Here is a 25,964-nt window from a genome sequence, read left to right as displayed (position 1 = left end):
GTGTCGGGCGAGGTTAGGTCAACTACGCCACTGTGGCGGTGTCCGTCGGAAGCGGGGTCCGCGACACGAAAGCCGACTAGTCGATCGATCGTGCGGAAATGACCTTGAGGGAGGACGCTCGTCGACGGCCGCGCCGGTGGGTGCTGTACCTCGCCGCTGGCCTCGCACTGCGCGTGGCCGGTCCGGCCGCCGCCGGGGCGCGGGGTGGGTGGCCGTGAAGACGCACCAGGCGGACCAGGCGGACCAGGGGCAACCATCGCCGGACGCCGCGGTCGGGCACGCTCACTGGTTCAGGGCGATCCAGTAGCGCCTCACCGAGAAGTCCTCGAAGTCGCAGATACCTTCGAGGACACCGCCGTTGCGTTCGATGGTTCGGGCTGAGGCGACGTTGTCGGCGAGGCAGGGAATGAGGACGCGGTCGAGGCCGAGGGTGGCGCGGGCCTCGCGGAGCATCTCGCCCAGTGCCCAGCTCGCCAGCCCGCGACGACGCGCGGACGGGCGTACGCCGTAGCCGATGTGGCCGAGGTCGTTGTCGAATTTGTGCCGCAGGTCGATGCCCCCGAGTACCTGGCCGTCTTCGACGATCCAGCGGGGTGAGCTGTGTTGCTCGTTCGGGCAGGGTTCCCCGGCCAGGTGGGCCAGGCGGACCCGCTGGTGCACCCAGGTGGCGAAGCCCTCGGGTGAGTCCACGTCGTCGTCGGCGGCCAGGCCGAAGCCGTCCTCGTGAAGACCGGGGCCCCAGTCGTCGCGGCACTCAAGAAAGGCGGCGTGCAGGCGGGTGGTCGGCAGGATCAGTTCAGGCATGCGGCGAAGGTAGCCGGTGCTCGACCGCGAAAGGAGCTGCTCTTTCCTCCAACACCGTGATCGACCCCGAAGGGCCAGTGCCGGTCTACCAGCAGTTGACGGCGATCCTGCGCGAGCAGATCGAGCGCGGAGACCTGCCACCCAACCGGCCGATCCCGAGCGTGGCCCGGCTTCAGCAGGAATACGGCCTGGCGCGCGGCACCATCCTGCACACGGTTCGGGTGCTGGTGAACGAAGGCTTGGTCTACGTGGTGCCCGGCAAGGGCACGTTCGTCAAGCCAGAGGGGCAATAGCTTCGATACCCACTCCACGGGGTGCAAAACGACGGGTGACGGGGTGGCAGCCAGGGCATCTTGCGGCGCGTCACCGAGCAAGGCCGACCCACCGACCATACCGCAACCCATAAATACATGCTGATGCAATCGGTTCAAGATCAGGCCGCCTCCAGGCCGTCGGGCCGTCGCCAGGCCGTCAAATGTCGGCCAAGATTGACCAAGGACGACCATCGACGCCCGGACATAGAACCAGCTCAGAGCCTTGATCGCGGCTCTGAGCTGGTGGGCGACGGACGAGTCGACCTGTACGCCGGATTCTGTGCCCGGCGCGTACCCCTCGCAGGGTCCGCGCCGGCGGCGGCCATCCATCTCGGCCTGCCGTCGCCGACAGGCTCGTGCGGCCTACCCGCAGACATCGGGCGGGCAGCCCTCGAGCGTCTGCGCCGGGCGCCACCCTGCGGTGACGGCCCTTTCTTGGCCTTGCTCCGGGTGGGGTTTACCGAGCCACCCCGGTCACCCGGAGTGCTGGTGGGCTCTTACCCCACCGTTTCACCCTTACCGTCCCGTATCGGGACGGCGGTCTGTTTTCTGTGGCACTGTCCCGCGGGTCACCCCGGGTTGCCGTTAGCAACCACCCTGCCCTGTGGAGTCCGGACGTTCCTCGGCGGCAGGCCGCAGCCCGCCGACGCGACCGCCCGGTCGACTCGTCCGTCGCGTCCTCCATCCTAACGACAGGGCGGGCGGTCCCGATTCCGCCCCGGACCGGGCGCTACCGGCCGGGGCGGGCGACGGGCGACACGGCGGGCAGGTCCCACGCCTCAATCGGTGGCGATGCCACAGGCTCTCGAAGTAGAAGCGGAAGCAGCGGCTCTCAGTTCTTCACTGCGGATGCGAAGAAGATGGGGCATTCGGGGCACGGGTTGCTCGATACCCGACGGTGCGCGAACGGGTTGACGCCCGCTCAACAGGACCGGTGTTCGGTCGGGGTACGGCCGAGCGGCGTGCAGAGGAGCGTACTAGCCTCGGGGGCATTATGGATCTCCCCCACGCCGCGCTCCTGCTCACCGCCGGTCTCGTCGCCGGCGCGGTGAACGCGTTGGCTGGCGGCGGGTCCCTGATCACCTTTCCGGCACTGCTCTCGATCGGGCTGCCGCCGTTGTCGGCGAACGTCAGCAACTCCGTGTCGGTGTTCCCCGGGTACGTCGCCAGCGTGGCGGGCAGCCGCACGGATCTACCGCCCGGCCGGTCGCTGTGGCCGCTGCTGCCCACCGCTGTGGTGGGCTCGGTCGGCGGCTGCCTGCTGCTGCTGGCCACCCCGGCCCGGGCGTTCGAGCTGGTGGTGCCGTTCCTGGTGCTCGCTGCCACGGCCATGCTCGCCTTCCAGGATCCGCTGCGCCGCCTGGTCGGGCACCCCGCCAACCTCGGCCCGCGCCGCCGTACCGTCACCGTGCACACCATGGTCGCGGTCGGCACGGCGTACGGCGGCTACTTCGGCGCGGCGCTCGGGGTCATGCTGGTGGCCGGCCTGGCCCTGGTGTTGGACGCGACGCTGGCCCGGGTGCTGGCCGTGAAGAACCTGCTCTCTGCCGTGGTCGGGCTGACCACGCTGGTGGTCTTCGCGCTCTTCGGCCCGGTGAACTGGGCGGCGGCCGCGGTGGTGGCCCCGGCGACACTGCTGGGCGGGTACGCGGGCGCGCGGATGGTCCGCCGGCTGCCGCCGGTGGTGCTCAAGACGGTGGTCGTCGTCTTCGGCACGGTCGTCGGCCTGTACCTGCTCTGGCGCGCGCTGCGCTGACTGTCAGCACGCCCAACACCAGCGGGTGCATCGGCTCCAGTCCGTGAGGTTCGCCCCGGCAGGGCCCCTGCTTCACACATGCGGCGGGCAGGGGCCCCTGCCTCCCGGGTCAGGCGACGGGTTCCGGGGCGGCGTCGGCGCCCCGGGTGGGGCCGGGGGTGACTCGCGGGTCGCCCTCGTCGGCGAAGTAGTCGTCGGACGTGGTGCCGTCGACCCCGTCGGCGACCTTCGCCGCCCGCAACGCCAGCGTCGCCAGGGCCGCGACCACCAGGTTCACCAGTACGGCCACGATGCCCACGTAGATCGTCTTTGTGGTGTCGAAGCCGAACTCCGACAGGGGGAAGGCCGAGCCGGCGAAGTGCTTCCTGCCGGTCACCGGGTTGCCGATCTGGTAGAGCATCCACATGCCCATGCTCATTCCCGCCACCCAGCCGGCGACCAGCGCGCCCCGGTGGAACCACCGGGTGTAGAGCCCCAGCGCCACCGCCGGCAGCGTCTGCAGGATGATCACGCCGCCGATGAGCTGGAGGTCTATGGAGAACTGCGGGTCGAGAAAGACGATGCAGGCCACCGCGCCGACCTTCACCACCAGTGAGGTGATCTTCGAGACGTTGGCCTCCTGAGCCGCGGTGGCGTCGCGCTTCAGGTACTCCTTGTAGATGTTGCGGGTGAACAGGTTCGCCGCCGCGATCGACATGATCGCCGCCGGCACCAGCGCGCCGATGCCGATGGCCGCGTACGCCACCCCGGCGAACCAGTCGGGGAACTGCTGGTCGAAGAGAACCGGCACGATGGTGTTGCCGTCCGTGCTGCCGGCTGTCGCCCCGGGCAACGGCTTCACCCCGGCCGCGATGGCCATGTAGCCGAGCAGCGCGATCAGCCCGAGCAGCAGGCTGTACGCGGGCAACGCCGACATGTTCCGCTTGATCACGTCCCGGTTCCGGCTGGCCAGCACGCCGGTGATGCTGTGCGGGTAGAGGAAGAGCGCCAGCGCCGAGCCGAACGCCAGGGTGACGTACTGGAGCTGATTGTTGGCATTGAGCAGGATCCCGTCGCCCGGGTTCGGCGACGCGGCGAACTTCGCCTCGGCGGAGGCGAAGATCGAACCCCAGCCGCCCAGCTTGTACGGCAGCCAGAGCACCGCCACCAGAATCACGATGTAGATCAGGGTGTCCTTGACAAACGCGATCAGCGCCGGCGCCCGCAGCCCCGACTGGTACGTGTACGCGGCGAGAATCGCGAAGGCGATGACGATCGGTAGGTGTCGGGCCAGCGCGCTCTCACCTGTCACGCCCATCGTCTTGAGGACCGCCTCGATGCCGACCAGTTGCAGCGCGATGTACGGCATGGTCGCGACGATGCCGGTGATCGCCACCAGCAGCGCCAGCACCGGCGAGTCGAACCGGCGACGGACGAAGTCGGCCGGGGTGACGAAACCGTGCCGGTGCGAGACCGACCAGAGCCGGCAGAGCACCAGGAAGACCAGCGGGTAGATGACGATCGTGTACGGCACGGCGAAGAAGCCCATCGCGCCCGCGCCGAACACCAGCGCCGGCACCGCCACGAAGGTGTACGCCGTGTAGAGGTCACCGCCGACCAGGAACCAGGTGATCCAGCCGCCGAAATTGCGCCCGCCCAGCCCCCACTCGTCGAGGTGGGCCATGTCGCGCGGCGCCCGCCATCGGGCCGCCACGAAACCCATCGCGCTGACCAGCAGGAAGAGCGCCGTAAAGACGATGATCTCGGTCAGGTGGTCGCGCCACATCAGCGAACCTCCTCTGTTCGCGACTGCGGGGCTCGCAGGCCCGGCTCACTCCTCGCGCTCACCGAACCTCCTCTGTTCGCGACTGCGGGGCTCGCAGGCCCGGCTCACTCCTCGCGCTCACCGTCCACCCCGCTTCTTCGTCATCTGGTAGACCAGCGTGGTGGTCGCCACGCCGAGCAGGATGTAGACCAGTTGCAGCCAGTAGAAGCGCGGGAAGCCGAGCACCCGGGGCGAGTCCGCGTTGAAGAGGACCGGGATCAGCGGCACCACGATCGGGATGAAGAGCAGCCAGTTCCAGGGACTGTGGTCCTTCGCCCTGGACGACGCCGTCTGCGGCGTCTCCGGGTCCAGTGCGGTCATACACGCCTCCGGTAGGTCTTAACTTGCTACGTGACGGCCGGAGGCTACGACCGTGTGTGCACTGTCACGTTCAATCGGAAAAGCTGGGTGCGCCGAACGGCCGCTGATCTGCGCCGAACGGCACAGGTCGACGGCCTTCGGCCAGGCGGTCAGAGCCCGGCGAGGTGAGCGGTGTCGTTGACCGAGCGGACCGCGATGCCGCCGTCGGGCCACATGTCGAACACGGAGATGCCGGCCGCGTCCAGGTAGAGCCGGTGCAGGAAGGCGTCGCCGGCAGCGAGGGCGTCGCGCAGCGCCAGCTTGATCGGCGAGACGTGCGAGACCACCACCACGGTCTCCCCCGGGTACGCCTGGCCCAGCTCCGCCACGGCTTTCGCCACCCGCGCGCCCACCGTGGCGAACGACTCGCCGCCCGGCGGGGCGATCCGGGTCGAGGCGAGCCACGCGTCCAGCTCGCCCGGCCAGCCCTCGCGCACCTCGGCGAAGGTCCGGCCGTCCCAGTCGCCGAAGTCGCACTCGATCCAGTCGTCCTGCCGGCGTACCGGGAGGTCGCCGAGGGCCGAGGCGATCGCCTCGGCGGTGGCCGTACACCGGGACAGCGGCGAGCTGAGCACGGCCGCGACGGCCGGGGCGAGCTGGGCCACCCGGGCGGCCGTGGCCCGGGCCTGCGCCCGGCCGGCGTCGGAGAGGGGAACGTCGGCGCGGCCGGCGTAGCGCTGTTGGACGGTCCACTCGGTCTCGCCGTGCCGGACGAGGATCAGCCGGGTGGCGGTGAAGCTCGGACGCGGCTCCCACGAGGGTTTGGCGGTCGCCGGGTCGGTGCCGGTGGTCCGGGCGGCGGCACGGGCGGCGGCCTCCCGGGCGGCGGCACGGGCGGGTGAGTCGGGGGCGGCCACCTCACGGGGCGGCTCCGCCTCGATTCGGGTGACCGCCCTGCCAGCGGCCGCGTCCTTGCCGGCGGCCGCGTCCATCGCCGCGTTGGCCAGCGCGTCGGCGTGCCGGTTGCGTTCTCGGGGGATCCAGCTGAACCGGACCCGGTCGAACCGGTCGACCAGCGCGGCGGCCTGCGCCGCCAGCGGGCGCAGCCCCGGGTGCTTGATCTGCCAGCGGCCACACATCTGCTCGACCACCAGCTTGGAGTCCATCCGGGCCTCGACCTCGACCGCACCCAGCTCGGCGGCGGCTTCCAGGCCGGCGATCAGCCCCCGGTACTCGGCGACGTTGTTGGTGGCCGTCCCGATGGCCTCGGACCGTTCCACCAGCACCTCGCCGGAGTCCCGGTCCCGGACCACCGCGCCGTAGCCGGCCGGCCCCGGGTTGCCCCGGGATCCGCCGTCGGCCTCGACGACGACCGCGCCCACCGCCACCGGCTACAGCCCCGACTCGTTGGTACGTACCATGATCCGGCGGCACTCCTCGCAGCGGACCACCTCGTCCTGGGCCGTCTTGCGGATCCGGGCGAGATCCGCGCCGGAGAGGTCCAGCCGGCAACCGCCGCACCGCCCGGCGGTGAGCAGCGCGGCGCCGAGACCGCTGTCCTCGCGGATCCGGTCGTAGAGGGTGACCAGGTCGGCGGGGAGGTCGGCGACGAGCGGCCGGCGCGCGGACTTCTTGAAATCCTCTTCCTTGGCGATGTCGGCCAGCTTGTCGTCACGGCGCCGCTCGGCCGCCGCGCGCCGCTCACGGGCGTCGGCCAGCTTGGCCTCGATCCCGTCGAGTACGCCCTGCGCGGTCTCCCGCTGCTCCATCAGCTCCAGCTCGGCGTCCTCCAGGTCGCCCTGGCGACGGTTGAGCGAGACCAGCTCGTGCTGGAGCGCCTCCAGCTCCCGCGCCGGGCCGGTGCCGGCGGCGAGCCGGTCCTCATCCTTGGTCTTGCGGGCCCGGACCTGGTCGATGTCCTTCTCCAGCCGGGCGATGTCCCGGTCCAGGTCGTCGACGGCGACCTGGGCGCGGACCCGGTCGTCCTCCAGCGCGGACAGCTCACGCGCGAGGGCCTCCAGCTCGGCCCGCTCGGGCAACGTCCGGCGGCGGTGGGCGAGCTGGGCGAGGGCGGTGTCGATGGCCTGAAGGTCGAGCAGGCGGCGCTGGACCTCGGGTTCAGCCTTCACGGTGGAGCTCCTTGTCGTCCAGGGCGGGCGCGGCGGCGTGCAGGGTCCAGGGGTCGGTGTCCAGGTCGGACACGAAGGTCTCGACGCCGAACTCGGCCCGCAGGTGGGCGGCCAGGTCGTCCAGCCAGGGTCGTTCGGTCGCCCAGTGGGCGGCGTCCAGCAGAGCCGGCCCGCCGGCGGCGAGGTGCTCGCCGGCCGGGTGGTGCCGCAGGTCGGCGGTGAGGAAGGCGTCCACCCCGGCTGCGGTCGCCTCCGCCAGGAAGGAGTCGCCGGAGCCGCCGCTGACCGCCAGCGTACGCACCAGCCGCTGCGGGTCGCCGGCGGCGCGGACGCCCCACGCGGTGGCGGGCAGCACGGCGGCGGCGTACCGGGTCAGCTCCGCCAGGGTCATCGGGGTGGGCAGCTCACCGACCCGGCCGATTCCCCGGCCCTCCCCCGCGGCCGGGGAGCCCGGGACCGGCCGGTGCAGCGGACGCAGCCCGGTCAGCCCGAACCGGGCGGCCAACGCGTCGGAGACACCCGGGTCGGCGACGTCGGCGTTGGTGTGCGCGACGTACAGGGCCACGTCGGCGCGGATCAGGTCGTGCACGATCCGCCCCTTGTACGTGGTCGGGGCGACCGATGAGACGCCGCGCAGCAGCAGCGGATGGTGCGCCACGATCAGGTCGGCCCCGGCGGCGAGCGCCTCGGCCACCGTCTCGGCCACCACGTCGACCACGCACGCGACCCGGCGCACGACGGCGGCGGGCTCGCCGAGCACCAGGCCGACCCGGTCCCAGTCCTCGGCCCAGGCCGGCGGGTACCGGCGCTCCAGCGCCGCCACCACGTCGGCGACGGTCGGTGGTGCTGCGCTTGTGCTCACGGCCGGTCAGCTTACCGGCGGAGGCCGGGCCGGACGGTCACGGCCACCGCCCGTGTTCCCCGGCATGGCTGGCTGCCGGGAACATCGGGCCGGATCAGGCGGCGGCGCTGCCCCACCGGTCGGGCAGGGCCGCCACCGCGGCCTCCCACGGGAAGGCGTGCAGGTGCCGTTCGGCCGCGCCCGGCGGGTGCAGCGGGAAGACGTGGTCACCGAAGAGCACGGTCGTGCCCCACTCCCGCAGCCGGGACAGCCCGGCCTGGAAGGCCGGATGCGCGGCCATCGCCGTGTTGGTGAACGGGACGACCACCACGGGCAGCCCCTGGCCCTGGCCTTCGACCAGCAGGCCGAGGGCCAGGGTGTCGGTGATCCCGGCCGCCCACTTGTTGACCGTGTTGACCGTCGCCGGGCAGACGATCATCGCGTCGGCCGGGGGCAGCAGGTCGGGGTCGCCGGCGTTCTTGTAGTGGACGCGTACCGGGTGACCGGTCAGCCGGGCCAGCGCGGCCCGGTCGACGAACTTCGCGCCGTCGGGCGTGGTGACCACGCAGACGTCCCAGCCGACCTGCTGGGCCAGCTCCACCAGGCGGCCGACGTGCCGGGCCAGCGGCGAACCGCAGGCGATGACGTAGAGCACCGGAAGGTGCTCGTTTCGGGGGTGCGGACCGTTCATCCGGCCGGCACCGTGCTCATACTCCAACTCCCATGTGCTCAGCCAACTCGGCAATCGGCGGGGGCGGCGCACCACGTGTGCGACGCAGGACGTCCGACATCACTTCGTGGGCGATCGGCCGGCACCGGATCTCCGACGGGGCGAGCCGGTCGCCGCGCAGCAGCATGTCGCCGGCGCTGGCCACGTCGCCGATCTGGGCGTACCCGCGGGCGATATCGAGCAGGTGGTGTGCCCGGCGCTCCGGCAGCAGCGCGTTGAAGGCCGGACCCGGGATGCCCTGGTGGATCTCCACCGCCCGGCCGCCGTCGCCCAACTCGACTGCCGCGGCGGCGCGGTGCAGTTCGAGGTTGGTCGGGCCGAACGACGTCCAGTAGTAGTTCTGGTCGCTGCCGAGCAGCGTGGCCGCCTCGTGGGCGCCGTCGAACAGGTCGGCCACGGTGGACGTGTCGCCGATCCGGGCCGCCGCCATCGCCCCCTGGAGCAGCAGCATCCCGTACACGGAGAGGCGGTCTGGTTCGGCGTCGTGCAGGCCGCCGGGGGCGAGCCGGTTGGCGATCGTGACGTTCAGTTCCAGGGCGGGGCGGGCCCGGCCCATCGCCACCAGGGCATTGCAGACCCGGGTGGTCGCGACCCCGGCCAGCAGTTGGTCGTCGGCGCGCTGGGCGACCGCCATCGACCGGTCGGCGGCCAGCCAGGCCAGCTCGCACTCGCCCAGCTTGCGCAGCACCGAGGAGGCGATCTGGTAGATCTGCCCGAGCAGGTGGGCTGCCTCCCTGGCCTGGTCGCCGCCGAAGCCGGCATCGGCGGCCTGGGCGTCGCGCAGCAGCTTCGGCAGAGCCCGGGTGAGCAGCCCGTACCGGCCGTACTGGTAGGTGAGCCAGGCGTGGTTGACGGCCTTGCGCATGTCGGCCAGCGGCGGCGGGTACGGCGCGGCGTCGAAGTAGGCGCTCATCGAGTCGTACCGCTCCAGGGCGGCCCGAATCTCCTGCACCTCGATCTGGTCGATGCAGTTGAGCGCGTCGGTCCGGCGCTCCGGATCCTTGCCGAGCAGCAACTGCACGTCGACCTGGAGGATGTCGGCGATCTCGTAGAGGACGGAGAACTTGTCGAGCCGGCGTACCCCGCGCTCGACCTTGTCGACCCAGCTCTTGGACTTGCCCAGCCGGTCGGCGAAGACCTGTTGGGACATCTTGCGCCGCCCGCGCCAGTAGGCGACCCGCCGCCCTATGGGTAGCTCGTCCATCCCCTTCTCCTCCCCCTCGTCCGCCCGGTGGACCCCGGACGCAATCCCCTACCGGCGCGGCGATCCGCGCGTCTGAGGTTTTCGCTGGTCGCACAGGTTGTACGTCGGCCAAACGGCCAGTCCTCGTACCTTTCGTGCAAGTTGCACGAGCCGTTCGACAGCTCAACGATCGCGGGTCATGGCAGTGACGGTGCTCGACATGTCGCCTGGTGGGACGTCCGGTCGGGGCGAGGGGAGATCACGGAGAATGTGGAGGAACGTCGGACCACGGGTCGCTCAACTGCCGTCGATCGAGCGGGTCCGGCTGCGCCGGATCGCCGTGCGGTACGCCGTCCACGGTTGGGCCGTGACTCCCGGCGCCTGCCTGGCCAGGAGCCGCTTCGTCTGCGGCCGGGCCGGCTGCCCGACCGTCGGCTGCCATCCGGCGCTGGAGGACTGGGAGCACGCGGCCAGCGCCGACCCCGCGCGGGTGGCGAACTGGTGGCGTAGCCGCCCGCACGGGGTGCTGCTCCCCACCGGGCGAGCCTTCGACGTGCTGGAGGTGGCGGCGCACCTCGGCCGGCACGTCATCGACGCGATCCCGAGGCATCCGGCCGGCGCCGGTGTCCGCGGCCCGGTGCTGGTCACCCCGACCGGGCGATGGATGTTCCTGGTCCGCCCCGGCGACCCGCTGCGACCCGAGCTCGACCACTGCTTCCAGGTGGTCCGGCACGGGCCCGGCTCGTGGATCGCCGCGCCGCCGACCCGGCTGCCCGAAGGACCGGTCCGCTGGGCGGTCGCCCCGGAACAGGCACAGTGGCGGCTGCCCGACTCGTACCTGGTGCAGAACGCCCTCATCGGGGCGCTGCGGGCCACCGGGGTGACGCTCACTCCGGAACTGCTGCCCGGCCAGCTCCCACTCCCCCGCCGCGGTCACTGATCCGAATGCCCCGCCAGCGTCCCCCGGCGACGGCGAGGTCGTTGAACCGGTGACGCACGAACGGCAGGAGCGGGGGTACAAGATGGCCAGGGACGACGCGGCAAGGCACACCGGCGGCACCGAACCGCCGCCGCACCACCGGCGGCGGCCCTACCGCTGGTCGGGCACCCGGCCGGGCGGCTCCCGCCCGGAACGCGCCCGCCCGGCCGGCGGGCCGTCCGGCAGCCGCCGCCCCGCCCGCTGATCCCGGCGGCGAAACGGCCCCGGCCGTACGTTGCGATTGCGGCATATTGCGGTATCAGGCGGCCCGGACGCCCCGGTTTGCGCCGTCTTGCGAGTGTCGCGATCGCCGACCCAGCGGAAAGTAGCAGCGGTGGGAGGGCGTGAGCCGCCGCCACAGCGGGTAAGCCGCCGAACCGCTGAAGCCGTGAGGGGAAGGCATCGCCATGCTCAGCAAAGAGGATCAGCGCAGATTCGAACAGATCACCCGGCAGCTCCGGGAGAGCGACCCGAAGTTCTTCGCGAGACTCGACCAGCGGGCCCGGGCCCGGCGCGGGCGCTGGCTGATGCTGTTGACGATCGTGCTCTGGGCGTCGCTGCCGGCCATGACCGTGCTGGCCGGGCGGTTGGCCGGCGCTGTCTGCGCCGTGGTGCTGACCGTCAACGTCGTCCTGATGTGGCGCTTCCGCCGCCGCTGGCTGTGACGGCGGCCGGCCCGAGAAGCCCGACACGTGGTGTTCGCACCGGACGGTGATCATCCATCGCCAGCCGGAGGTCAGGCGTCGCCGAACGCACGGTACGCGCGACGCAGGCGCTCCAACAGGCCGGGACCGCCGATCGCCGGGCTGGGCGCACCGATCTGCCGCAGCAGCAGTTCCGGGCCGGTGGCCAGGGTCGGTGGACGGTCCGGCAGCGGCACCGGCGGCAGCCAGAACCGGTCCACCGCCTCGGCCAGGGGGGTCGCGGGCAGGCCGGCCAGTACCCGCAACGCGCCGGCCGCCCCGGCGCAGCCGGTCCCCACATCGGGCACGGTGGCCGGTTGCGCACCGGAAGACGCGGTGGCGGGCCGCGCATCGGAAGATGCGGCGGCGGGCCGCGCATCGGAAGATGCGGCGGCGGGCCGCGCACCGGCGGGTGCCGGCGCGACTTCGGCACCGTCTCGATCGGACGGTGCGGTGGCGTCGGCGCGCAGCGCACGCAGCCGGTCGAGCAGGACCGCACGGCTGCGGCCACGCCAGTGCAGCAGCTCGAACGGGTCGGCGTCGAACGCCTCGGCGAGCAGGTAGAAGGTCGCCGCCAGGTGCTTGCAGGGCACCGCGGCGTCGGGGCAGTTGCACCGTTGGGTCAGCTCCCGCAGACCGCCGGGAAAGAGCGGGGCGCCCGCGTCGGCGAAGACCTGCTCCAGCTCGGCCGGAAGGTCGCCGGCGAGCAGTCGGGCGCTGAAGAACGCCTGCGCGGCAAGCTTTCGTTCGACCTTTTCCCAGAGTGCCGCCGGAAAGGGCGGCAGCTCGATGGTGACCCGGTACGGCGCGGCCCGGGAGCCCTGCACGGTCGCCTCGACCCGGCCGGGCAGCACGTCGAGCCGGAGCACCTGACCGCGGCGCGCGTACGCCCGGCCACGGGTGAGCCGGGTGCCGAGCGCGAACGACTCCAGCACCTCCAGGAAGCGCCGTGACCACCAGGAGACCCCGATCGCGCCCCGGGTACTGCGTGCCTTCAGTCCACCGTCGACCCGGCGTGGCCGCCCGAAGTCGGCGAACCGGTCGGCTCCGGCCCGGTCGTCCCCGGCCCGATCGGCTCCGGCCCGATCGGCTCCGGCCGGGGTGTCGGACGGCCGGAGCTCGTCCCGGCGGCCGGTCACTCGGCCACCGCCCCGGCCTCGAGGGTGAACAACTCGCGTAGCTGGGCGGTGGAGAGCTCGGTGATCCACTGCTCGCCGCTGCCCACCACCGAGGCGGCCAGGGTGCGCTTGTCGGCGATCATCGCGGCCACCTTCTCCTCCACCGTGCCGGCGCTGACGAACTTACGGACCTGCACCCGGCGGCGCTGGCCGATCCGGAACGCCCGGTCGGTGGCCTGGTCCTCCACCGCCGGGTTCCACCAGCGGTCCACGTGCACCACATGGTTGGCGGCGGTGAGGGTGAGCCCGGTGCCGCCGGCCTTCAGCGACAGCACGAAGACCGCCGGCCCACCCGGGGACTGGAACCGGCTGACCATGGCGTCCCGGTCGGCCTTGCCGACCCCGCCGTGCAGGAAGAGCACCTCCCGGCCGAACCGGGCGGACAGGTGGCCGCGGAGCATCCCGCCGAACTCGGCGTACTGGGTGAAGAGCAGCGCCTTCTCCCCCGCGACGAGCACCTCGTCGAGGATCTCCTCCAGCCGGTCCAACTTGCCCGAGCGGCGGGGCAGGGCGGAGCCGTCGCGCAGCAGCTGAGCGGGGTGGTTGCAGACCTGCTTGAGCCGGGTCATGGTGGCCAGCACCAGCCCGCGCCGCTCCATCCCGTCGCTGGACTCGATTCGCGCCAGCATGTCGTCGACGATCGCCCGGTACAGCGAGGCCTGTTCGGCGGTGAGGTTGCAGAGCACCTCCATCTCCAACTTCTCCGGCAGGTCGGAGATGATCGAGGAGTCGGTCTTGAGCCGCCGCAGCACGAACGGGCCGGTCATCCGGCGCAGCCGGGCGGCGGTCGCGGCGTCGCCGTGCCGCTCGATCGGCACCGCGTACGACTGCTTGAAGCTGGACGCCGGGCCGAGCAGCCCCGGGTTGGCGAACTGCATGATCGACCAGAGGTCGGCGAGGCGGTTCTCCACCGGTGTGCCGGTGACGGCGACCCGGTGCCGCGCGGGCAGCGACCGGACGGCCTCGGCCTGCCGGGTCGAGGCGTTCTTGATCGCCTGTGCCTCGTCGAGGACCACCCGGTGCCAGCCGACGGAGGCGAGCGCGACAGCGTCCCGGGCCGCCACCGAGTACGTGGTGAGGACCAGATCAGCGGCGTGCACCGCGTCCTCGAACTCCGCGCCCCGGGCCCGGTCCGCGCCGTGGTGCACGTGCACCCGCAGGCCGGGGGTGAACCTCGCGGCCTCCCGCTGCCAGTTGCCGACCAGCGACATCGGACAGACCAGCAGCGTCGGGCCGGCGTCCGGCGGGTCCCCGGCGAGCAGGGCGAGCAGCTGCACCGTCTTGCCCAGACCCATGTCGTCGGCGAGGATCCCGCCCAGGCCGAGGGACTGGAGGAAGGCCAGCCAGGCCAGCCCGCGCCGCTGGTACGGCCGCAACGTCCCCTTGAAGGCGGGCGGCGGGTCGAGCGGGGTCAGCCGCCGGTCGGCCTCCCCGGCGAGCAGGTCGCCCAGCGGCCCGTCGGCGGTGACCTCCAGCACCGGCAGCGCCTCCGGCCGGTCGCCCTCGGCGAGGCCGAGCCTGAGCAGGTCGGCAACGGTCAGCTCGCCGGAGGAGCGCAGCAGTCGCAGCCCGGCGGCGAGCCGTTTCGGGTCCAGCTCCACCCAGCGTCCGCGCAGCCGCACCAGCGGCGTCTTCAGCGCGGCGAGGGCGGCCAACTCGTCGGCGTCGAGGGTCTCGTCGCCGAGCGCCACCTCCCACCGGTAGTCGACCAGCGCGTCCAGGCCCAGGCCGCCGGAGGCGGCGGCCACCGTGCCCGGGGCGGTCCGGCCGCGTGCCCGCAGCCGGGCGCCGAGCCGCGCGGACGGGCGTCGCCACCAGGACGGCAGCAGTACCCCGAAGCCGGCGGCGTGCAGCACGGGGGCGCCGTCGCGCAGGAACCGGTGGGCGCCCTCGGCGTCCAGTTCCAGCTCCTCCGGCGTCGCGGTGCGCAGCGCGGCGTCCAGCTCCGGCCAGAGCCGGCCGGCCCGGCCCAGCTCGGCCAGCAGGGTCTCCTGCGGGCTGTCCAGCGGCCCGGCCAACGCGGGGACGGTCTCCGGGGCCCGCCACACCTGCCCGGCGTCGACGTGCAGCCCGGGCTCGTCGGCGGCCTGCAGGCCGAACTCGACCCGCCAGAGGCCGTCGGTGCGGACCACCGTGGCCGGGTCCGCCGGCACCACCACGAGCGGGCCGGTGACCTCCTCGGGCTCGGGCTCGACCAGGCGGAAGCTGGCCCGTACCGCCCCTCCGACGGCGTCCCGCTGCCAGGCGTCCAACTCGACGCGGAGGGTGCGCAGGGCATCCGGGGCGGCGGTGAACCTCCGGGCCGGGCCGCTCAGCGCGGTCAGCCAGCAGCCGACCGCGGTGTCGCGCCGCCCACCCCGGGCCAGGTCGACGTCGGCGAGGGCGGCCCGGGCGGCGGCGTCGGTCAGGGCGTCCAGCGCGTCGGCGACCAGTGTCCCGGGAGCGGGCGGGTCGCCGGGTGTCGTGGCGGCACGGGCGGCCGGGGGCAACGCCAGGGACAGTGAGCGGGCCCAGGCGGCGTCGGCGCCGGTGAGCAGTGGCCGCCACATCGCCCACGCCGGCAGCTGGCCGGCGGTGTCGCCGGGCCGCCGCCACGGCCCGTCGGTGCCGGCCGGGCCGCCGGCCGATCGGTCCCGGCCGGCCCCGGTCGTGGACCCTGCCGGCCCGTGCGCCCCGGGAGGGGTCGCGCCGCCGGGCGTGGCGCGGGCGGCGCCGAGCAGCGTGGCCGGCGGGTTCGGGGGTTGGTCGGCGAGGCCGGGCAGCAGCCGGCCCCGGGCCACCAGGTCGACCGCGAAGTCGGCCAGTTCCGCGAGGTGGCGCAGGGTCGCGCCGGGCACGGCGGCGCGGTCGCCGAGGGTACGCAGCAACGCCAACGCGCCGTCCGGGTCGTACGCCAGCACGGGAACGCGCCACCCGGCGAGGGTGACCGGACCGCGGACCGGCTCGGCGACGGCGGTGCGGACCAGCTCGGGCGAGTCCAGCGGCGAGCCGGCGCGGGTGGGCAGGGTGAGCAGCGCGGAGCCGGCCACGGCCGGCACGTCGCCGAGGGCGGCGGCCAGCGTGGCGTGGTCGGCGGCGAACGGGTGCGGGCGCTCGCGCGGAGCCCGGCCGGGCCGGCGCGGCGCGCGGGCCGGCAGCGCGGTGTCCTCGGCCCAGACGGCGAGGCCGGCGGCGACCAGCCACACCCCGTGGATGACCAGCACAGCTCCCCCTCGTCGACGCCCGGGGCCCAGGATAGGCGGCGCGGCCGGACCAGCCTCGGCGCCATCTTCGACCACCTGACCGGCGGCCTCAGACCGCGCCGGTCTCCCCGTCGGTCAGCTCGCGGAGGATGTCGGCGTGGCCGGCGTGCCGGGCGGTCTCCTCGATCATGTGGACCAGGATCCAGCGCAACGACACCTCGCCGAGCTGCGGCTGCGGGACGACGTGGTCCAGCGGGAAGCGGCCGGCCAGCTCACGGGACCGCGCGCACTGCGTCTCGTACGCGGTGACCAGGCTCGCCAGCGTCTCCCCCTCGGCCAGGGCGAAGCTCGCCGCCGCGTCCTCCTCGGCGGTCGGGAACCGGTCGCCGGGGGCCGGGTCGAGCAGCACCTGGAACCAGTACCGCTCGATGATTGCGAGGTGTTTCACCAGGCCCGCGAGGGTGGTGGCGGACGGCACCAGCCGGTGGGCGGCGGCCGCGTCGGTCAGGCCACGCACCTTGCGCAGCACGACGGCCCGGTGGAAGTCGAGGAACGCCTCGAGCACGGCGCGCTCGTCGCCGGTGCGGGCCAGCACGGGCCCCAGGGTGCGGTCGATGGGGATCTCGGCCATCTCCGGACCCTAGCCGGGTACGCGCCGGGCCGCTGCCCGGCAAACCCTGCGTGGCGGCGTCACGACGGGCAGGATGGGCGGCATGGCATCAACGGTGAGGATTCCCCTGGCGGACGGCCCGGCCGACGGCGAGACGGTCGACGCCGAGTTGGACAGCAACGACCGTCCGCCGCTGACCTACCACCACCTGGGCGCGGAAGGGCTCGTCGACGCGCAGATCTACGAGCTGGAGTCGGTCGGTGACGGATGGTGTTACCGCTGGCGTGGCCCGGCCGTGTGACCGCGCAGGGCCGGTCCGGCCCGTGGCCCGACGTGCGCTCCGTGCCTGTCCGCCGGCCTTGGCCGGCGGACAGGCACGGCCGGCGCGCCGGCTCAGGCGGCCATCCGGGCCAGGGTCCGATTGCGCAGGCTCTCCAGCACCGCCCGGGTGACCTGCGAGGTGCCCCGGGCCTGCTCGCAGACCTCGGCCACCCGCCGGGCGGTCTCCTCGGCGCGGGAGTCCCGCTCGTCCCAGAGCCGGTCGACCTCCGCCAGCAGCGGGCCCTCCACCTCGCGCTCCACGCCCCGCAGCGCCGGCACCCCGAGCCGCTGGGCCAGGTCGAAGACCTTTCCCGCGTACGGCAGCGGCAGGAACGGCGTGCCCACCATCGCGGCGAAGATCAGGAAGTGCAGCCGCATGCCCACCGCCAGGTCGAAGTGCTTCATCAGGCCGAGAACCTGCCGGGGTGAGTAGTCGCCGTGCAGGATGCGGCCCCGCTCGGCGGCGACCATGTGCGACAGCACGCCGTGCGAGTGCCGGATGTCGTCGCGTTCCATCGGGACGAAGAGCACGTACGCGTCGATCCGCTGCACCAGGAAATCGCCGATCTGGGCGATCAGCCGGTGGTACGCGTCGACGTCGAGGCGTTCGGCCGCCCGCCCGGGCTCGCGGACGCTGAGGCCGACCAGCCGCCGGCCGGCCGGGACGCCCTCCTCGCGCAGCAGCCGGGCGGGGAACTCCTCCGGTTCCAGCAGGAACGCCGGGTCGGCGGTGACGGTGATCGGGTTGACCAGACCCGCTTCCTCCAGCACCATCCGGGACTCCTGGTCCCGCACGGTCACCTCGGTGGCTGCGGCCAGAGTCTCCCGGACCATGCCGGTGTCCACCCCGTCGCTGAGCGGCCCGACGCCGACCGCGTACGTGAGCAACGGCAGCCCCCGCTCCTGGGCAACCCGCACGACCCGCAGGTAGCGCCGGGCCTCCTTGTCGTACAGGATGCCGCCGCCGCCGAGGATCAGCAGGTCGAGCCGGGCCAGCACCTCGGCGGAGTCGACGCGGCTGACCCCCTCCCAGGGCACCGCCTCCACGTCGGGGTGGGCGATGGCGGTGTGGGCGGGGTTGCGGGAGAAGACGACGATCCGGGCGTTGGGTTCCTGCGCACGCAGATCGGCCAAGAGGCCGCTGAGAATCGCCTCGTCGCCGAGATTCCGGCCGCCGTACGAGCCGAGCACACCGATCGTCAGTCCGGTGTCGTGTCTCATCCTCGCTCCTCCCCGGGTGCGTCCGGGGAGGTTTCCCGTTGCGACCTGGGCCATACGTCTTGTCGGCCTCCCGCTTGTCGGCCGCCCCCTTGCCTTGTCGGCCGCCCAGTTGCGCCAGATCGCGGTATCCCCATCGCCCGACACCCCGCCTTGCCGCAAACGACGTCGGCCACACCGCCACGCGTCAGCCGGTGCGGGCGACCAGTCGGGACACGAGGGGCGAAAACACCTCGTCGGTGTCGAACCCGGCGTCGATGGAGGTGGTGAGCAAATCGAGCAGGAGACCGTCGTCGCGGTAGCCCCGGCGCAGGGTGTCGCCAGGCACCCGGCAGCCCCGGGCGGCTTACGGCCTCCGGTCGCAGCTCGATCAGCGCCGGCTGTGAGAAGCCGGCCCGCCCTGGACGGACGGGATCCGAAGCAGCGGGGCCTCTGGCCCCAGGCGTTCCCCAGCTTCGCCCACGCGCACCTCGGCATCGACCGGCCGCAGGGGCGGTTCGACGCGGTGGTGATGGGCCGGCACACCTACGACCCGGCCCTCGCCATGGGCGTCACCAGCCCGTATGCCCACCTCACGCAGTACGTCTTCTCCCGCTCGCTGGCCCCGGGCCGACTATTCGGACGCCCAGGTCGTGGCCGGCGACCCGGTGGCGTTCGTCCGGGAGCTGAAACGCCAGCCGGGCGGTGACATCTGGCTCTGCGGCGGCGGCCAGCTCGCCGGCCAACTGCTGCCCGAGGTGGACGAACTGGTGGTCAGACTCAACCCGTTCCTGGTCGGCAGCGGCGTCCCGATCGTCGACCGGGAGTTCGATTCACGCCGGTTCCGCCTGGTGGAGACCCGCCCCTTCGACAGCGGGGTGGTCGTCCTGCGCTACCTCGCCGGGTGAGCCGGTTATCCGGTTGACCCACATCGCCACCGTCGACCCCGACGCCCCGACGCCCCGACCGGGGTCTACACCGGCCTGGCCGGGTACCGGGACGGTCACTGTGGGGCGCGGACCTGGTGGGTGAGGAAGGGCAGCACGGCGGCGGGCAGGGCCGGGGAGGCGACGACGTCGTAGTGGGTCAGGCCGGGCAGCACCGCCAGCCGGGAGGCGGGTCGATCGGTGCCGTCCCCGCCGGCGTCGCGGTGGCCGCCGCCGAGCAGGCCGAAGAACTCCGCCATGTGGGTCACCGGCATCGAGTCGGCGTCGGCGTAGACCAGCAGGGTGGGCACGGTGAGGGCGGCGACCTCCGCCGACCAGTCGTACTCGCGGCGCAGCAGGTCACCGGTCTTCGCCCAGAGCCGGGGCCAGTCCTCGGGGCGGGGAGCGACGCGCGCGTACCGCTCGTGGGCGGGCGTACCACGCATCTGCTCGCCGACCCGCTCGTCCTGGGCTGCCATCGCGGCCAGCACCTCCGGGTACCAGCCCCGCCGCCGGCAGGGGGTCGACACCAGCACCAGCCGGTGGATCAGGCCCGGATGCTGGACGGCGGTGCGCAACGCCACCCCACCGCCGAGGGAGTAGCCCAGCACGTCGGCCTCGGCCAGGTTCAGGTGACAGATCAGTGCGGCGACGTCGTCGGCCATCGACTCGTACCGCAGGGGACGGTCGATGTCGCCGGTGCGGCCGTGGCCCTGGAGGTCGACGGCGATGACCCGGCGTCGGGCGGTGAACGCGGGCAGGACCGGGGCGAACATCTCGGCCGCGCCGTACCCGCCGTGCAGCAGCACCAGCGGACGGCCGGTGCCGTGCACCTCGTACCAGAGGCGCAGGCCGTTCACGTCCGCGTAGCCCACCCGCCGCCTCCCGTCGGTCACCGTCAGGTGATTCTGGTACGCCTCGTCGACCCCGCGCGAGCGGCGCGCTCGGTCTGCTGCGTTGACCTGCCCAGCTCGCCGGTCAGCCGGTCAGGGCGAGGTCTGCCACCTCGGCGGCGCACCCCCAGGACAGGGTGACCCCCGCCCCGCCGTGGCCGTACGCGTGCACCAGCCGGCCGCCGGCCGGGACTGCCGGGTCGGGGTCCACCTCCACTCGAGGGCCGCCGTGCCGGGCCGGCCGCAGCCCGATCCGTTCGCCCAGGACCGGCGCGGCGGCCAGTGCCGGCACCAGCGCGACGCAGCGTCTCCGGATCGCCACCGCCGTGTCCGGGTCGGGCATGGTGTGCCCCACTCCCGGCTGGTATGTGCCGCCGAGCACCACGTCGTGCCGGCGGGGGTGCACGTACGTGATCCCGGCCGGGTCGTCCTCGTCGCGCACCGAGACGGTCAGGCCGGGGTTCGCCACCAGCACCAGATGCCCACGCACCGGGTGAACCGCCGGATCGGCGGCGAGCCGGCCGGCGGCCAGCCCTGTCGCGTTCACCACCGTGGGCGCGGTGTCGAACGCGTCGGCGAGCCGCCGTACCCGCCGGCGCTGCACCCGCCCGCCGCCGGCCTCCAGGCGCTGCCGCAGCCAAGCCAGGTACGGTGTCATCTCCACCGTCGGCGCGGTGAACCGCAGCAGCGCTGTGTACGGTGGCTCCTGCGACTCCGCCACCAGGTCCCGGCACGCCTGCGCCCACCAGGGCGGGCCGGCGTACGGGTGGCGCAGCAGCATCCGGGTCGGTCGGTTGGTCACGCCAGGTGTGCCGGCCGTGGCCTGGCGGCCCAGCTCCGTGTGCGTCTCCCGGGCCCAGCGCAGCACTCGCGGGTCCTGCTCGGTGTGGCTCGGGTACCAGACCGCGGCGGCCACCGTGGACACCGTCTCCGCCGGCTCGTGGGCGGACACCACCGTCACCCGCGCCCCTCGGTGCTGGAGGGTGACCGCGACTGTCATCCCGATGATCCCGCCGCCGATCACTACCACGTCCGTCGCTGCCGTCACCGTCTGCCCCTTCGCTCCCGCCGTTGTGTCGAATCGTCGTGGCCGCAGCAGATGCCGTCCAAGACGGATCGGACAGCCGGTGATAAGCGGCGCTTATGATGGGTGGGTGTCCGGCACACCGGCCCCACATGGCTGGTCAGACCTGCGGCGGCTGCGCTACTTCGCGGTGCTCGCCGAGGAACTGCACTTCACTCGGGCCGCCGCCCGGCTGCGCGTCGCCCAGCCCGCACTCAGCCAGCAGGTCCGAGCCCTGGAACGCCAGCTCGGCGTGCCGCTGGTGCACCGCAGCAGCCGAGGTTGCAGCCTGACGGAGGTCGGGGCACGCGTCGCAGACGAGGCCGCCCGGCTGCTCGCCGAGGTGGACGCGGCAACCACCCGCATCCGCGACCTGGCGCGTGGGCGGGGCGGCCGACTCCGCCTGGCGTACACCCGGTCGGCCCGCGGCGGCCGGGTCGACACGCTGGTCGCCCGGTTCCGGGCCGCCTACCCGGACGTCCAGGTGATTTCGGAGACGGCCTGGACCACGCCGAACGTGGCTGGCCTGCTCGCCGGCCGGCTCGACGCGGCGTTCGTCCGCCCGCCGATCGACGAGCCGGCGCTGGCCTGCCGGACGGTCGACACCGAGGAACTGCTGCTGGCCCTGCCCGCCGGTCATCCCCTCGCCGTCGGTCGACGTCGGATCAGCCGGCCCGAGGTGGTCGACCTGCCAGCCGTGATGTGGCCACGCGAGAATGGCCCCGGCATGTTCGACCGCACGATCGCCCAAATCTGGCCCCGCGGCGGCTTCCGTCTCGTCCGACAGGAGCCGGACGACGAGCAGCTGCTGCGGGCGGTGGCGCAGGGAGACGTGATCGCGGCTGTGCCGGCTGGTCGGGCTCGCGCGGTACGGCTGCGCGATGTCCGGCTGCGCCGGTTCACGGCCCCGACGCCCACCGTGGACGTCGCCCTGGCCTGGCCACGTGACAGCACGAACCCTGCGCTGCACCGGTTCCTCGCCCTGCTTGACGCCAGAGCCCGATGAGCCCGAGCCCGGCGGCCAGGGCCTGGAGCAAAGTCGTGTCGGGATGGGCGCGGTGACCCAGCCTCGAAAGCGAGTCCTGTATGTGCGGCTAAGCGTCGCCGGTCTGCAGAGCCCCGCCGCGTTTCCGCAGGTAAAACGGGGTGTGTGGGCGCGGCAGGTTTCGAACCTGCGACCCCTCGCTTGTAAGGCGAGTGCTCTCCCACTGAGCTACGCGCCCGGAACGCCCATACGGCGGGCCGGAGGGTGGCAAGCTTACCTGCCGGCCTCCGGCCCGACGCAACGGTGTGCCCGGTAGGAGCGTCAGCCGGCGACCGCCTCCGCGAGGGCCTTGCGCCAGCCCTGCTGGTCACGCGCCTCGCCCGGCATGTTCATCTCGGCGAACCGGACGACGCCGGCCTTGTCGATGACGAAGGTGCCCCGGTTGGCGATGCCGGCCACGTCGTTGAAGACGCCGTACGCCTGGGCGACCGCACCGTGCGGCCAGAAGTCGGCCAGCAGGGGGAACTGGTAGCCCTCCCGGTCGGCCCAGATCTTGTGGGCGTAGACCGAGTCGACGCTGACGGTGAGCACCTGGACGTCGTCGTTGACGTACTCGTTGAGGTTGTCCCGGACCTCGCAGAGCTCGCCCTGGCAGATGCCGGTGAAGGCGAGTGGGTAGAAGACCAGCAGCACGGTACGACTGCCCCGGAAGTCCGAGAGCCGGACCTCTTGGTTGTTCTGGTCCTTGAGCACGAAGTCGGGCGCCTCGGCGCCAACCTCGATCGGCATGCGAGCTCCTTGGGTCGATTCTGGAGGTGCACCAGCCTGCCACAACCGGCGGCGACGGCCGCGAGCCGGCTGCCGCCTACTTCTTGCCCTTGGACCCGCGTCGCAGCACGAGGCGGGCGCCGCTCCAGTCCCGGCCGGCGTTGACGGTGGAGGTCTGCTGGAGACCGGCGGTCTGCGCGGACTCGGCCACCTCGCTCGGCTCGACGTGCCCGTCACGCCCGGCCTTGGGGGTCAGCAGCCACACGACACCGGCGTCGGCCAGCGGGCCGAGGGCGTCGACGAGGAGCTCGAAGAGGTCACCGTCGCCGTCGCGGTGCCAGAGCAGCACCGCGTCGACCACCTCGTCGGTGTCCTCGTCGACCAGCTCTCCACAGCGGTCGGTAAGGGCGTCGCGGAGATCCTGGTCGACGTCGTCGTCGTACCCCATCTCCATGACGACCATCCCCGGCTCGATCCCGAACCGGTCCGCCAGGCTGCGTACCCCGTCGGCGGCCTGACCAGCGGTCGCGCTCACTGTCGCGTGCCTCCTCTTCTCATCCCTGCTCGTGGCGTCGTGCGACGCCGTCGGGCCAAGTCCACACAGTTGCGGCTCGCCGCGCAAGTGGCGCACCGGGTGGAACGGAATTTACCGTGCCAGCAGCGTACGGGCACCCTCGGTAATGGCTTTCTCGGAGACCAGCACCTCACGGGCCGCCGGACCCAATGGTACAAACGCGTCAACTCCGGCAACCCTCCGCACGGTGCCGACGAAACCGCCGTCGACCAGAGCCGCGATGACCCCCTCCGCCACCCCGCCGGAGCGGCGCGTCTCGTCCACGACCAGCACCCGACCGGTCGCCGAGGCCTCCCGCAGGATGTCCGCCACGGGCAGCGGGGCCAACCACCGCAGGTCCACCACCCGGGTTCCGATCCCCTGGTCGGCGAGGGCCGCCGCCGCCCGCAGCGACATCCGCACGCCGTTACCGAACGTGAGGACCGTTACGTCCTCGGCCGACCCGACGCCGTAGACCCGGGCCCGGCCGATGGGCACGTGCCCGGCCGCCCACGTGCCGGGCTCGGCGTACCGGCCCAGCCACTCGCCGTCGCCGGGCTCGTAGAGATCCCGCACGTGGTAGAGCGCGACCGGCTCCAGGTACACGCTGACCGTGCCGTCCACCGCCGCGGCGGCCAGGCAGGTCCGCAGCAGGGGCGCGGCGTCGTCCGGCCGAGCCGGCACCGCGATCACCAGGCCGGGCACATCCCGCAGTACGGCCACCGAGTTGTCCTGGGGGAAGTGCCCGCCAGTTCCCTCCTGGTGGGCCAGCCCCGGCACCCGCACCACCATCGGGTTGCGGAACGCCCCCTGCGAGAGGAACTGCATGGTGGCCGCCTCACCGCGCAACTGGTCCGCGGCGTTGTGCAGGTACGCCAGGTGCTGGATCTCCGGCACCGGCAGCATCCCGGCCAGGCCGGCGCCCAGACCGAGCCCCAGCACCGAGGTCTCGTCGAGCAGCGTGTCGAAGACCCGGGCCGCGCCGAACCGCTCCCGCAGCCCCTGCGTCACTCCGTGGACACCGCCCCTGGCGGCCACGTCCTGGCCGAAGACGGCCATGCCGGGGTGGGCCAGCATCCCGTCGGTGAGGGCGGCGTTGACGCTCTGCGCGAGGGTGAGCGGGCCGGCCAGCTCCGGCGGCCTGCCGTCGAACGCCTCGAACCGCGCTCCGGCGGCGGGCCCGGCCGCTCTGGCGGCCACCTCGGCCACCTCGGCGGCGACCCGGGACGGGCGGCGGGGCGCCAGCGGGGTGACCACCTCGGCGACGTTGCCCAGCTTCGGCTCCTCCAGTACCTCCTCGGCGATCCGGCGGACCTGCCAGCCGCGTTCGTCGTACCGGGTGAGCAGTTCCTCCCCGCCGGCCACCCCGGCCGCCACGAGCAGCCGGGCGGTGGCCAGCACGGGGTCGCGGGCCTCGTCGGCGGCGATCTCCGCCGGGCTGCGGTACGCGGTCTCCGCGTCGTCCCCGGCGTGCCCCATCAGCCGTACCGTGCGCAGGTGCAGCACGGCCGGCCGCCGGTGCCGGCGTACCCACGCCGCCGCATCGGCGGCGAGCGCGTACGTGCCGACCGGGTCTTCGCCGTCGGCGGCGAAGTAGCGTACCCCCGGTCGGGCCCGTAGGGCGCGCTCCACCCAGCCCTCGGGCGAGCGGACGCTGATGCCCAGGCCGTTGTCCTCGCAGACGAAGAGCACCGGGATACGCAGGCCGGTGTGGTCGTACCAGCCGGCGGTGTTGAGCGCGGCGGTGGCGCTGGCGTGGTTGACCGAGGCGTCGCCGAAGGAGCAGACCACGATGGCGTCTCGGGGCCACGGCGAACGCAGCGCGGGCTCGTCGCCGCGCCGGCCGCCGGCCTCCATCCGGCGCAGCCGTTCCAGGGCGAGGCCGAGGCCGACCGCCCGGGGCAGGTGCGAGCCGACGGTGGCCGTGGTGGGCACGACGGCCAGGTCGGCCCGGCCGAAGACCTTGCGCCGGCCGCCGGCGATCGGCTCTCGGGCCGAGGCGACCATGCCCCGCAGCACGTCCCAGGCCGCCGCCGCGTAGGCGTCCCCGGCGGAGCCGGTGGGGTCGCTTTCGTCGGCGGGGCGGGTGGTCGGGTCGGCGGCGGCTCCGGTTGCCGGCGGCGAGCCGGCCGGGCCGGTGACGACAGTCTCGGCAACGCCGTCTGCGCCGACCCGGTAGGCGGCGGTCACGCTCACCCCCGTTGCGGGCCGCTCGGCGAGGTCGGCGCCACCGGACGCGGACGGGTCGGTGGCGTCGGGGCCGGGGAACTCCCCGGCGGCCTGCGCGGCGCGGGTGCAGTAGAACGCCCCGGAGCGGTAGTGCAGCAGCGCGGGGTCGGTCGGGCGTAGCGCGGCGGCCACCGCGGCGTTGGCCTCGTGGCCGGCGGAGCCGACGGTGTGGTAGCCCTCGTCGAAGCTGTGCAGCCAGCGCCCGGCCAGGTCGAGCTGGCGGCTGGTGACCTGGGCGTCGAAGAGGGCGAGCAGCTGCCGCCCGGTCAGCGCGGCATCGGCACGGACCGGTTCTGCCGGTTCACGCCGCCGCTCGGGCTCGGGCAGCGCGCCCAGGCTCTCCCGGAACCGGTCGTCAAGATCCTGCGGGGTGGTCACGTCGCTCAGCATTACCGACGGAGGCCAGGCTCGCCCACTCAGACACGATCCACGCGGAGCTCGGCGACCACCGGCCGGTGGGCAATGGCCGCCGCTTCTGCTGTTCCCGTGCCGGTGACGGCGTGGGGCACAGACTGTCACCTGACGGTCACCCACGC

At 73.3% G+C, this 25,964-nt stretch carries 25 protein-coding genes, 1 tRNA gene, 1 other RNA gene and 1 pseudogene; 8 read left to right on the top strand and 20 right to left on the bottom strand.

All coding sequences use genetic code 11. From position 1 onward, the window contains the following. Positions 1-282: 282 nt before the first annotated feature. Entirely contained in the window at positions 283-804 is a 522-nt protein-coding gene (locus E1193_RS05815) for a GNAT family N-acetyltransferase (protein ID WP_132180986.1), read from the bottom strand. 56 nt (positions 805-860) lie between these two features. Here E1193_RS05815 and E1193_RS05810 point away from each other — a divergent pair, with 56 nt between their 5' ends. After that, a complete protein-coding gene (locus E1193_RS05810; protein ID WP_132180984.1) occupies positions 861-1,097 on the top strand; it encodes a winged helix-turn-helix domain-containing protein in 237 nt (78 codons plus the stop codon). 272 nt (positions 1,098-1,369) lie between these two features. On the opposite strand, the gene rnpB is transcribed toward E1193_RS05810, so the two are convergent. Continuing rightward, positions 1,370-1,786: RNase P RNA component class A (gene rnpB / locus E1193_RS05805), an RNA gene on the bottom strand. Between the two features lie 326 nt (positions 1,787-2,112). On the opposite strand from rnpB, the gene E1193_RS05800 reads away from it, so the two are divergent. Continuing rightward, positions 2,113-2,874 (top strand): sulfite exporter TauE/SafE family protein, encoded by a 762-nt coding sequence (locus E1193_RS05800; RefSeq protein ID WP_132180982.1) that lies wholly within the window; start codon positions 2,113-2,115, stop codon positions 2,872-2,874. Between the two features lie 109 nt (positions 2,875-2,983). On the opposite strand, the gene E1193_RS05795 is transcribed toward E1193_RS05800, so the two are convergent. The 7 genes from E1193_RS05795 to E1193_RS05765 all read right to left on the bottom strand — a co-directional run bounded on the left by E1193_RS05795 (position 2,984) and on the right by E1193_RS05765 (position 9,882). Beyond that, positions 2,984-4,639 (bottom strand): sodium:solute symporter, encoded by a 1,656-nt coding sequence (locus E1193_RS05795; RefSeq protein ID WP_132180980.1) that lies wholly within the window; start codon positions 4,637-4,639, stop codon positions 2,984-2,986. A 117-nt stretch (positions 4,640-4,756) separates the two neighbouring features. Then, positions 4,757-4,999, bottom strand: a complete 243-nt coding sequence (locus E1193_RS05790; RefSeq protein ID WP_132180978.1) for a DUF3311 domain-containing protein — start codon at positions 4,997-4,999, stop codon at positions 4,757-4,759. Positions 5,000-5,148: 149 nt separating this feature from the next. Next, positions 5,149-6,366 (bottom strand): bifunctional RNase H/acid phosphatase, encoded by a 1,218-nt coding sequence (locus E1193_RS05785; protein ID WP_132180976.1) that lies wholly within the window; start codon positions 6,364-6,366, stop codon positions 5,149-5,151. A 3-nt stretch (positions 6,367-6,369) separates the two neighbouring features. Further along, complete coding sequence (locus tag E1193_RS05780) at positions 6,370-7,107, bottom strand: C4-type zinc ribbon domain-containing protein (protein WP_132180974.1); 738 nt, start codon at positions 7,105-7,107, stop codon at positions 6,370-6,372. Then, positions 7,097-7,969 (bottom strand): Nif3-like dinuclear metal center hexameric protein, encoded by an 873-nt coding sequence (locus E1193_RS05775; protein WP_132180972.1) that lies wholly within the window; start codon positions 7,967-7,969, stop codon positions 7,097-7,099. The genes E1193_RS05780 and E1193_RS05775 overlap by 11 nt, the downstream gene beginning before the upstream one ends. 94 nt (positions 7,970-8,063) lie before the next feature. Then, a complete protein-coding gene (locus tag E1193_RS05770; protein ID WP_132180970.1) occupies positions 8,064-8,639 on the bottom strand; it encodes a flavoprotein in 576 nt (191 codons plus the stop codon). Between the two features lie 16 nt (positions 8,640-8,655). Next, on the bottom strand, positions 8,656-9,882 hold the full coding sequence (locus tag E1193_RS05765) for a helix-turn-helix domain-containing protein (protein WP_132180968.1): 1,227 nt from the start codon (positions 9,880-9,882) through the stop codon (positions 8,656-8,658). 247 nt (positions 9,883-10,129) lie between these two features. Here E1193_RS05765 and E1193_RS05760 point away from each other — a divergent pair, with 247 nt between their 5' ends. From E1193_RS05760 to E1193_RS05750, 3 genes are all read left to right on the top strand, one after another. Next, positions 10,130-10,801: a bifunctional DNA primase/polymerase gene (locus E1193_RS05760; RefSeq protein WP_132180966.1), complete on the top strand. Its 672-nt coding sequence runs from the start codon at positions 10,130-10,132 to the stop codon at positions 10,799-10,801. Positions 10,802-10,850: 49 nt separating this feature from the next. Further along, complete coding sequence (locus tag E1193_RS05755; RefSeq protein ID WP_132180964.1) at positions 10,851-11,045, top strand: hypothetical protein; 195 nt, start codon at positions 10,851-10,853, stop codon at positions 11,043-11,045. Positions 11,046-11,247: 202 nt separating this feature from the next. Then, positions 11,248-11,505 (top strand): DUF3040 domain-containing protein, encoded by a 258-nt coding sequence (locus tag E1193_RS05750; protein ID WP_132180962.1) that lies wholly within the window; start codon positions 11,248-11,250, stop codon positions 11,503-11,505. Between the two features lie 71 nt (positions 11,506-11,576). On the opposite strand, the gene E1193_RS05745 is transcribed toward E1193_RS05750, so the two are convergent. The 3 genes from E1193_RS05745 to E1193_RS05735 all read right to left on the bottom strand — a co-directional run bounded on the left by E1193_RS05745 (position 11,577) and on the right by E1193_RS05735 (position 16,514). Beyond that, positions 11,577-12,521 carry an SWIM zinc finger family protein gene (locus E1193_RS05745; RefSeq protein ID WP_243707310.1) on the bottom strand — a complete coding sequence of 315 codons (945 nt, stop codon included), beginning with the start codon at positions 12,519-12,521 and terminating at the stop codon, positions 11,577-11,579. A gap of 137 nt (positions 12,522-12,658) precedes the next feature. After that, positions 12,659-15,904, bottom strand: a complete 3,246-nt coding sequence (locus tag E1193_RS05740; RefSeq protein ID WP_132180958.1) for a DEAD/DEAH box helicase — start codon at positions 15,902-15,904, stop codon at positions 12,659-12,661. Between the two features lie 88 nt (positions 15,905-15,992). Beyond that, the gene (locus tag E1193_RS05735; protein WP_132180956.1) at positions 15,993-16,514 is read right to left on the bottom strand and encodes a DinB family protein; all 522 of its coding nucleotides are present in this window, start codon (positions 16,512-16,514) and stop codon (positions 15,993-15,995) included. Between the two features lie 82 nt (positions 16,515-16,596). Between E1193_RS05735 and E1193_RS05730 the strand changes: the two genes are divergently transcribed. Further along, positions 16,597-16,794, top strand: a complete 198-nt coding sequence (locus E1193_RS05730; RefSeq protein ID WP_132180954.1) for a hypothetical protein — start codon at positions 16,597-16,599, stop codon at positions 16,792-16,794. A gap of 92 nt (positions 16,795-16,886) precedes the next feature. Here the strand turns inward: E1193_RS05730 and E1193_RS05725 are convergent, their stop codons facing one another. Beyond that, positions 16,887-18,035, bottom strand: a complete 1,149-nt coding sequence (locus tag E1193_RS05725; RefSeq protein ID WP_132180952.1) for a polysaccharide pyruvyl transferase family protein — start codon at positions 18,033-18,035, stop codon at positions 16,887-16,889. A 184-nt stretch (positions 18,036-18,219) separates the two neighbouring features. Beyond that, on the bottom strand, positions 18,220-18,360 hold the full coding sequence (locus tag E1193_RS05720; RefSeq protein WP_243707305.1) for a hypothetical protein: 141 nt from the start codon (positions 18,358-18,360) through the stop codon (positions 18,220-18,222). 105 nt (positions 18,361-18,465) lie between these two features. Here E1193_RS05720 and E1193_RS05715 point away from each other — a divergent pair. Continuing rightward, positions 18,466-18,919, top strand: a pseudogene (locus E1193_RS05715) (dihydrofolate reductase family protein); the annotation flags it as partial. Positions 18,920-19,014: 95 nt separating this feature from the next. On the opposite strand, the gene E1193_RS05710 reads toward E1193_RS05715, so the two are convergent. Together E1193_RS05710 and E1193_RS05705 are read right to left on the bottom strand one after the other, a co-directional pair. Next, positions 19,015-19,812, bottom strand: coding sequence for an alpha/beta hydrolase (locus tag E1193_RS05710; RefSeq protein WP_132181025.1), 798 nt, complete (start codon positions 19,810-19,812; stop codon positions 19,015-19,017). 103 nt (positions 19,813-19,915) lie between these two features. After that, entirely contained in the window at positions 19,916-20,878 is a 963-nt protein-coding gene (locus E1193_RS05705; RefSeq protein WP_243707304.1) for an FAD-dependent oxidoreductase, read from the bottom strand. Positions 20,879-20,984: 106 nt separating this feature from the next. Between E1193_RS05705 and E1193_RS33670 the strand changes: the two genes are divergently transcribed. Continuing rightward, the gene (locus E1193_RS33670; protein ID WP_279433296.1) at positions 20,985-21,899 is read left to right on the top strand and encodes a LysR substrate-binding domain-containing protein; all 915 of its coding nucleotides are present in this window, start codon (positions 20,985-20,987) and stop codon (positions 21,897-21,899) included. 145 nt (positions 21,900-22,044) lie between these two features. Here E1193_RS33670 and E1193_RS05695 read toward each other — a convergent pair. The 4 genes from E1193_RS05695 to E1193_RS05680 all read right to left on the bottom strand — a co-directional run bounded on the left by E1193_RS05695 (position 22,045) and on the right by E1193_RS05680 (position 25,818). Next, a tRNA-Val gene (locus E1193_RS05695) sits at positions 22,045-22,116 on the bottom strand. An 83-nt stretch (positions 22,117-22,199) separates the two neighbouring features. Then, positions 22,200-22,667, bottom strand: a complete 468-nt coding sequence (locus tag E1193_RS05690) for a peroxiredoxin (protein WP_132180948.1) — start codon at positions 22,665-22,667, stop codon at positions 22,200-22,202. 76 nt (positions 22,668-22,743) lie between these two features. Next, the gene (locus tag E1193_RS05685) at positions 22,744-23,181 is read right to left on the bottom strand and encodes a DUF3052 domain-containing protein (RefSeq protein WP_132180946.1); all 438 of its coding nucleotides are present in this window, start codon (positions 23,179-23,181) and stop codon (positions 22,744-22,746) included. 111 nt (positions 23,182-23,292) lie between these two features. After that, positions 23,293-25,818, bottom strand: coding sequence for a transketolase C-terminal domain-containing protein (locus tag E1193_RS05680; protein ID WP_132180944.1), 2,526 nt, complete (start codon positions 25,816-25,818; stop codon positions 23,293-23,295). Positions 25,819-25,964 lie beyond the last annotated feature (146 nt).

The sequence above is a fragment of the Micromonospora sp. KC606 genome, assembly GCF_004348675.1.
Taxonomy (GTDB): domain Bacteria; phylum Actinomycetota; class Actinomycetes; order Mycobacteriales; family Micromonosporaceae; genus Micromonospora.
Note: the sequence above shows the minus strand (reverse complement) of the source record. Positions and strands in the feature narration are given on the sequence as shown.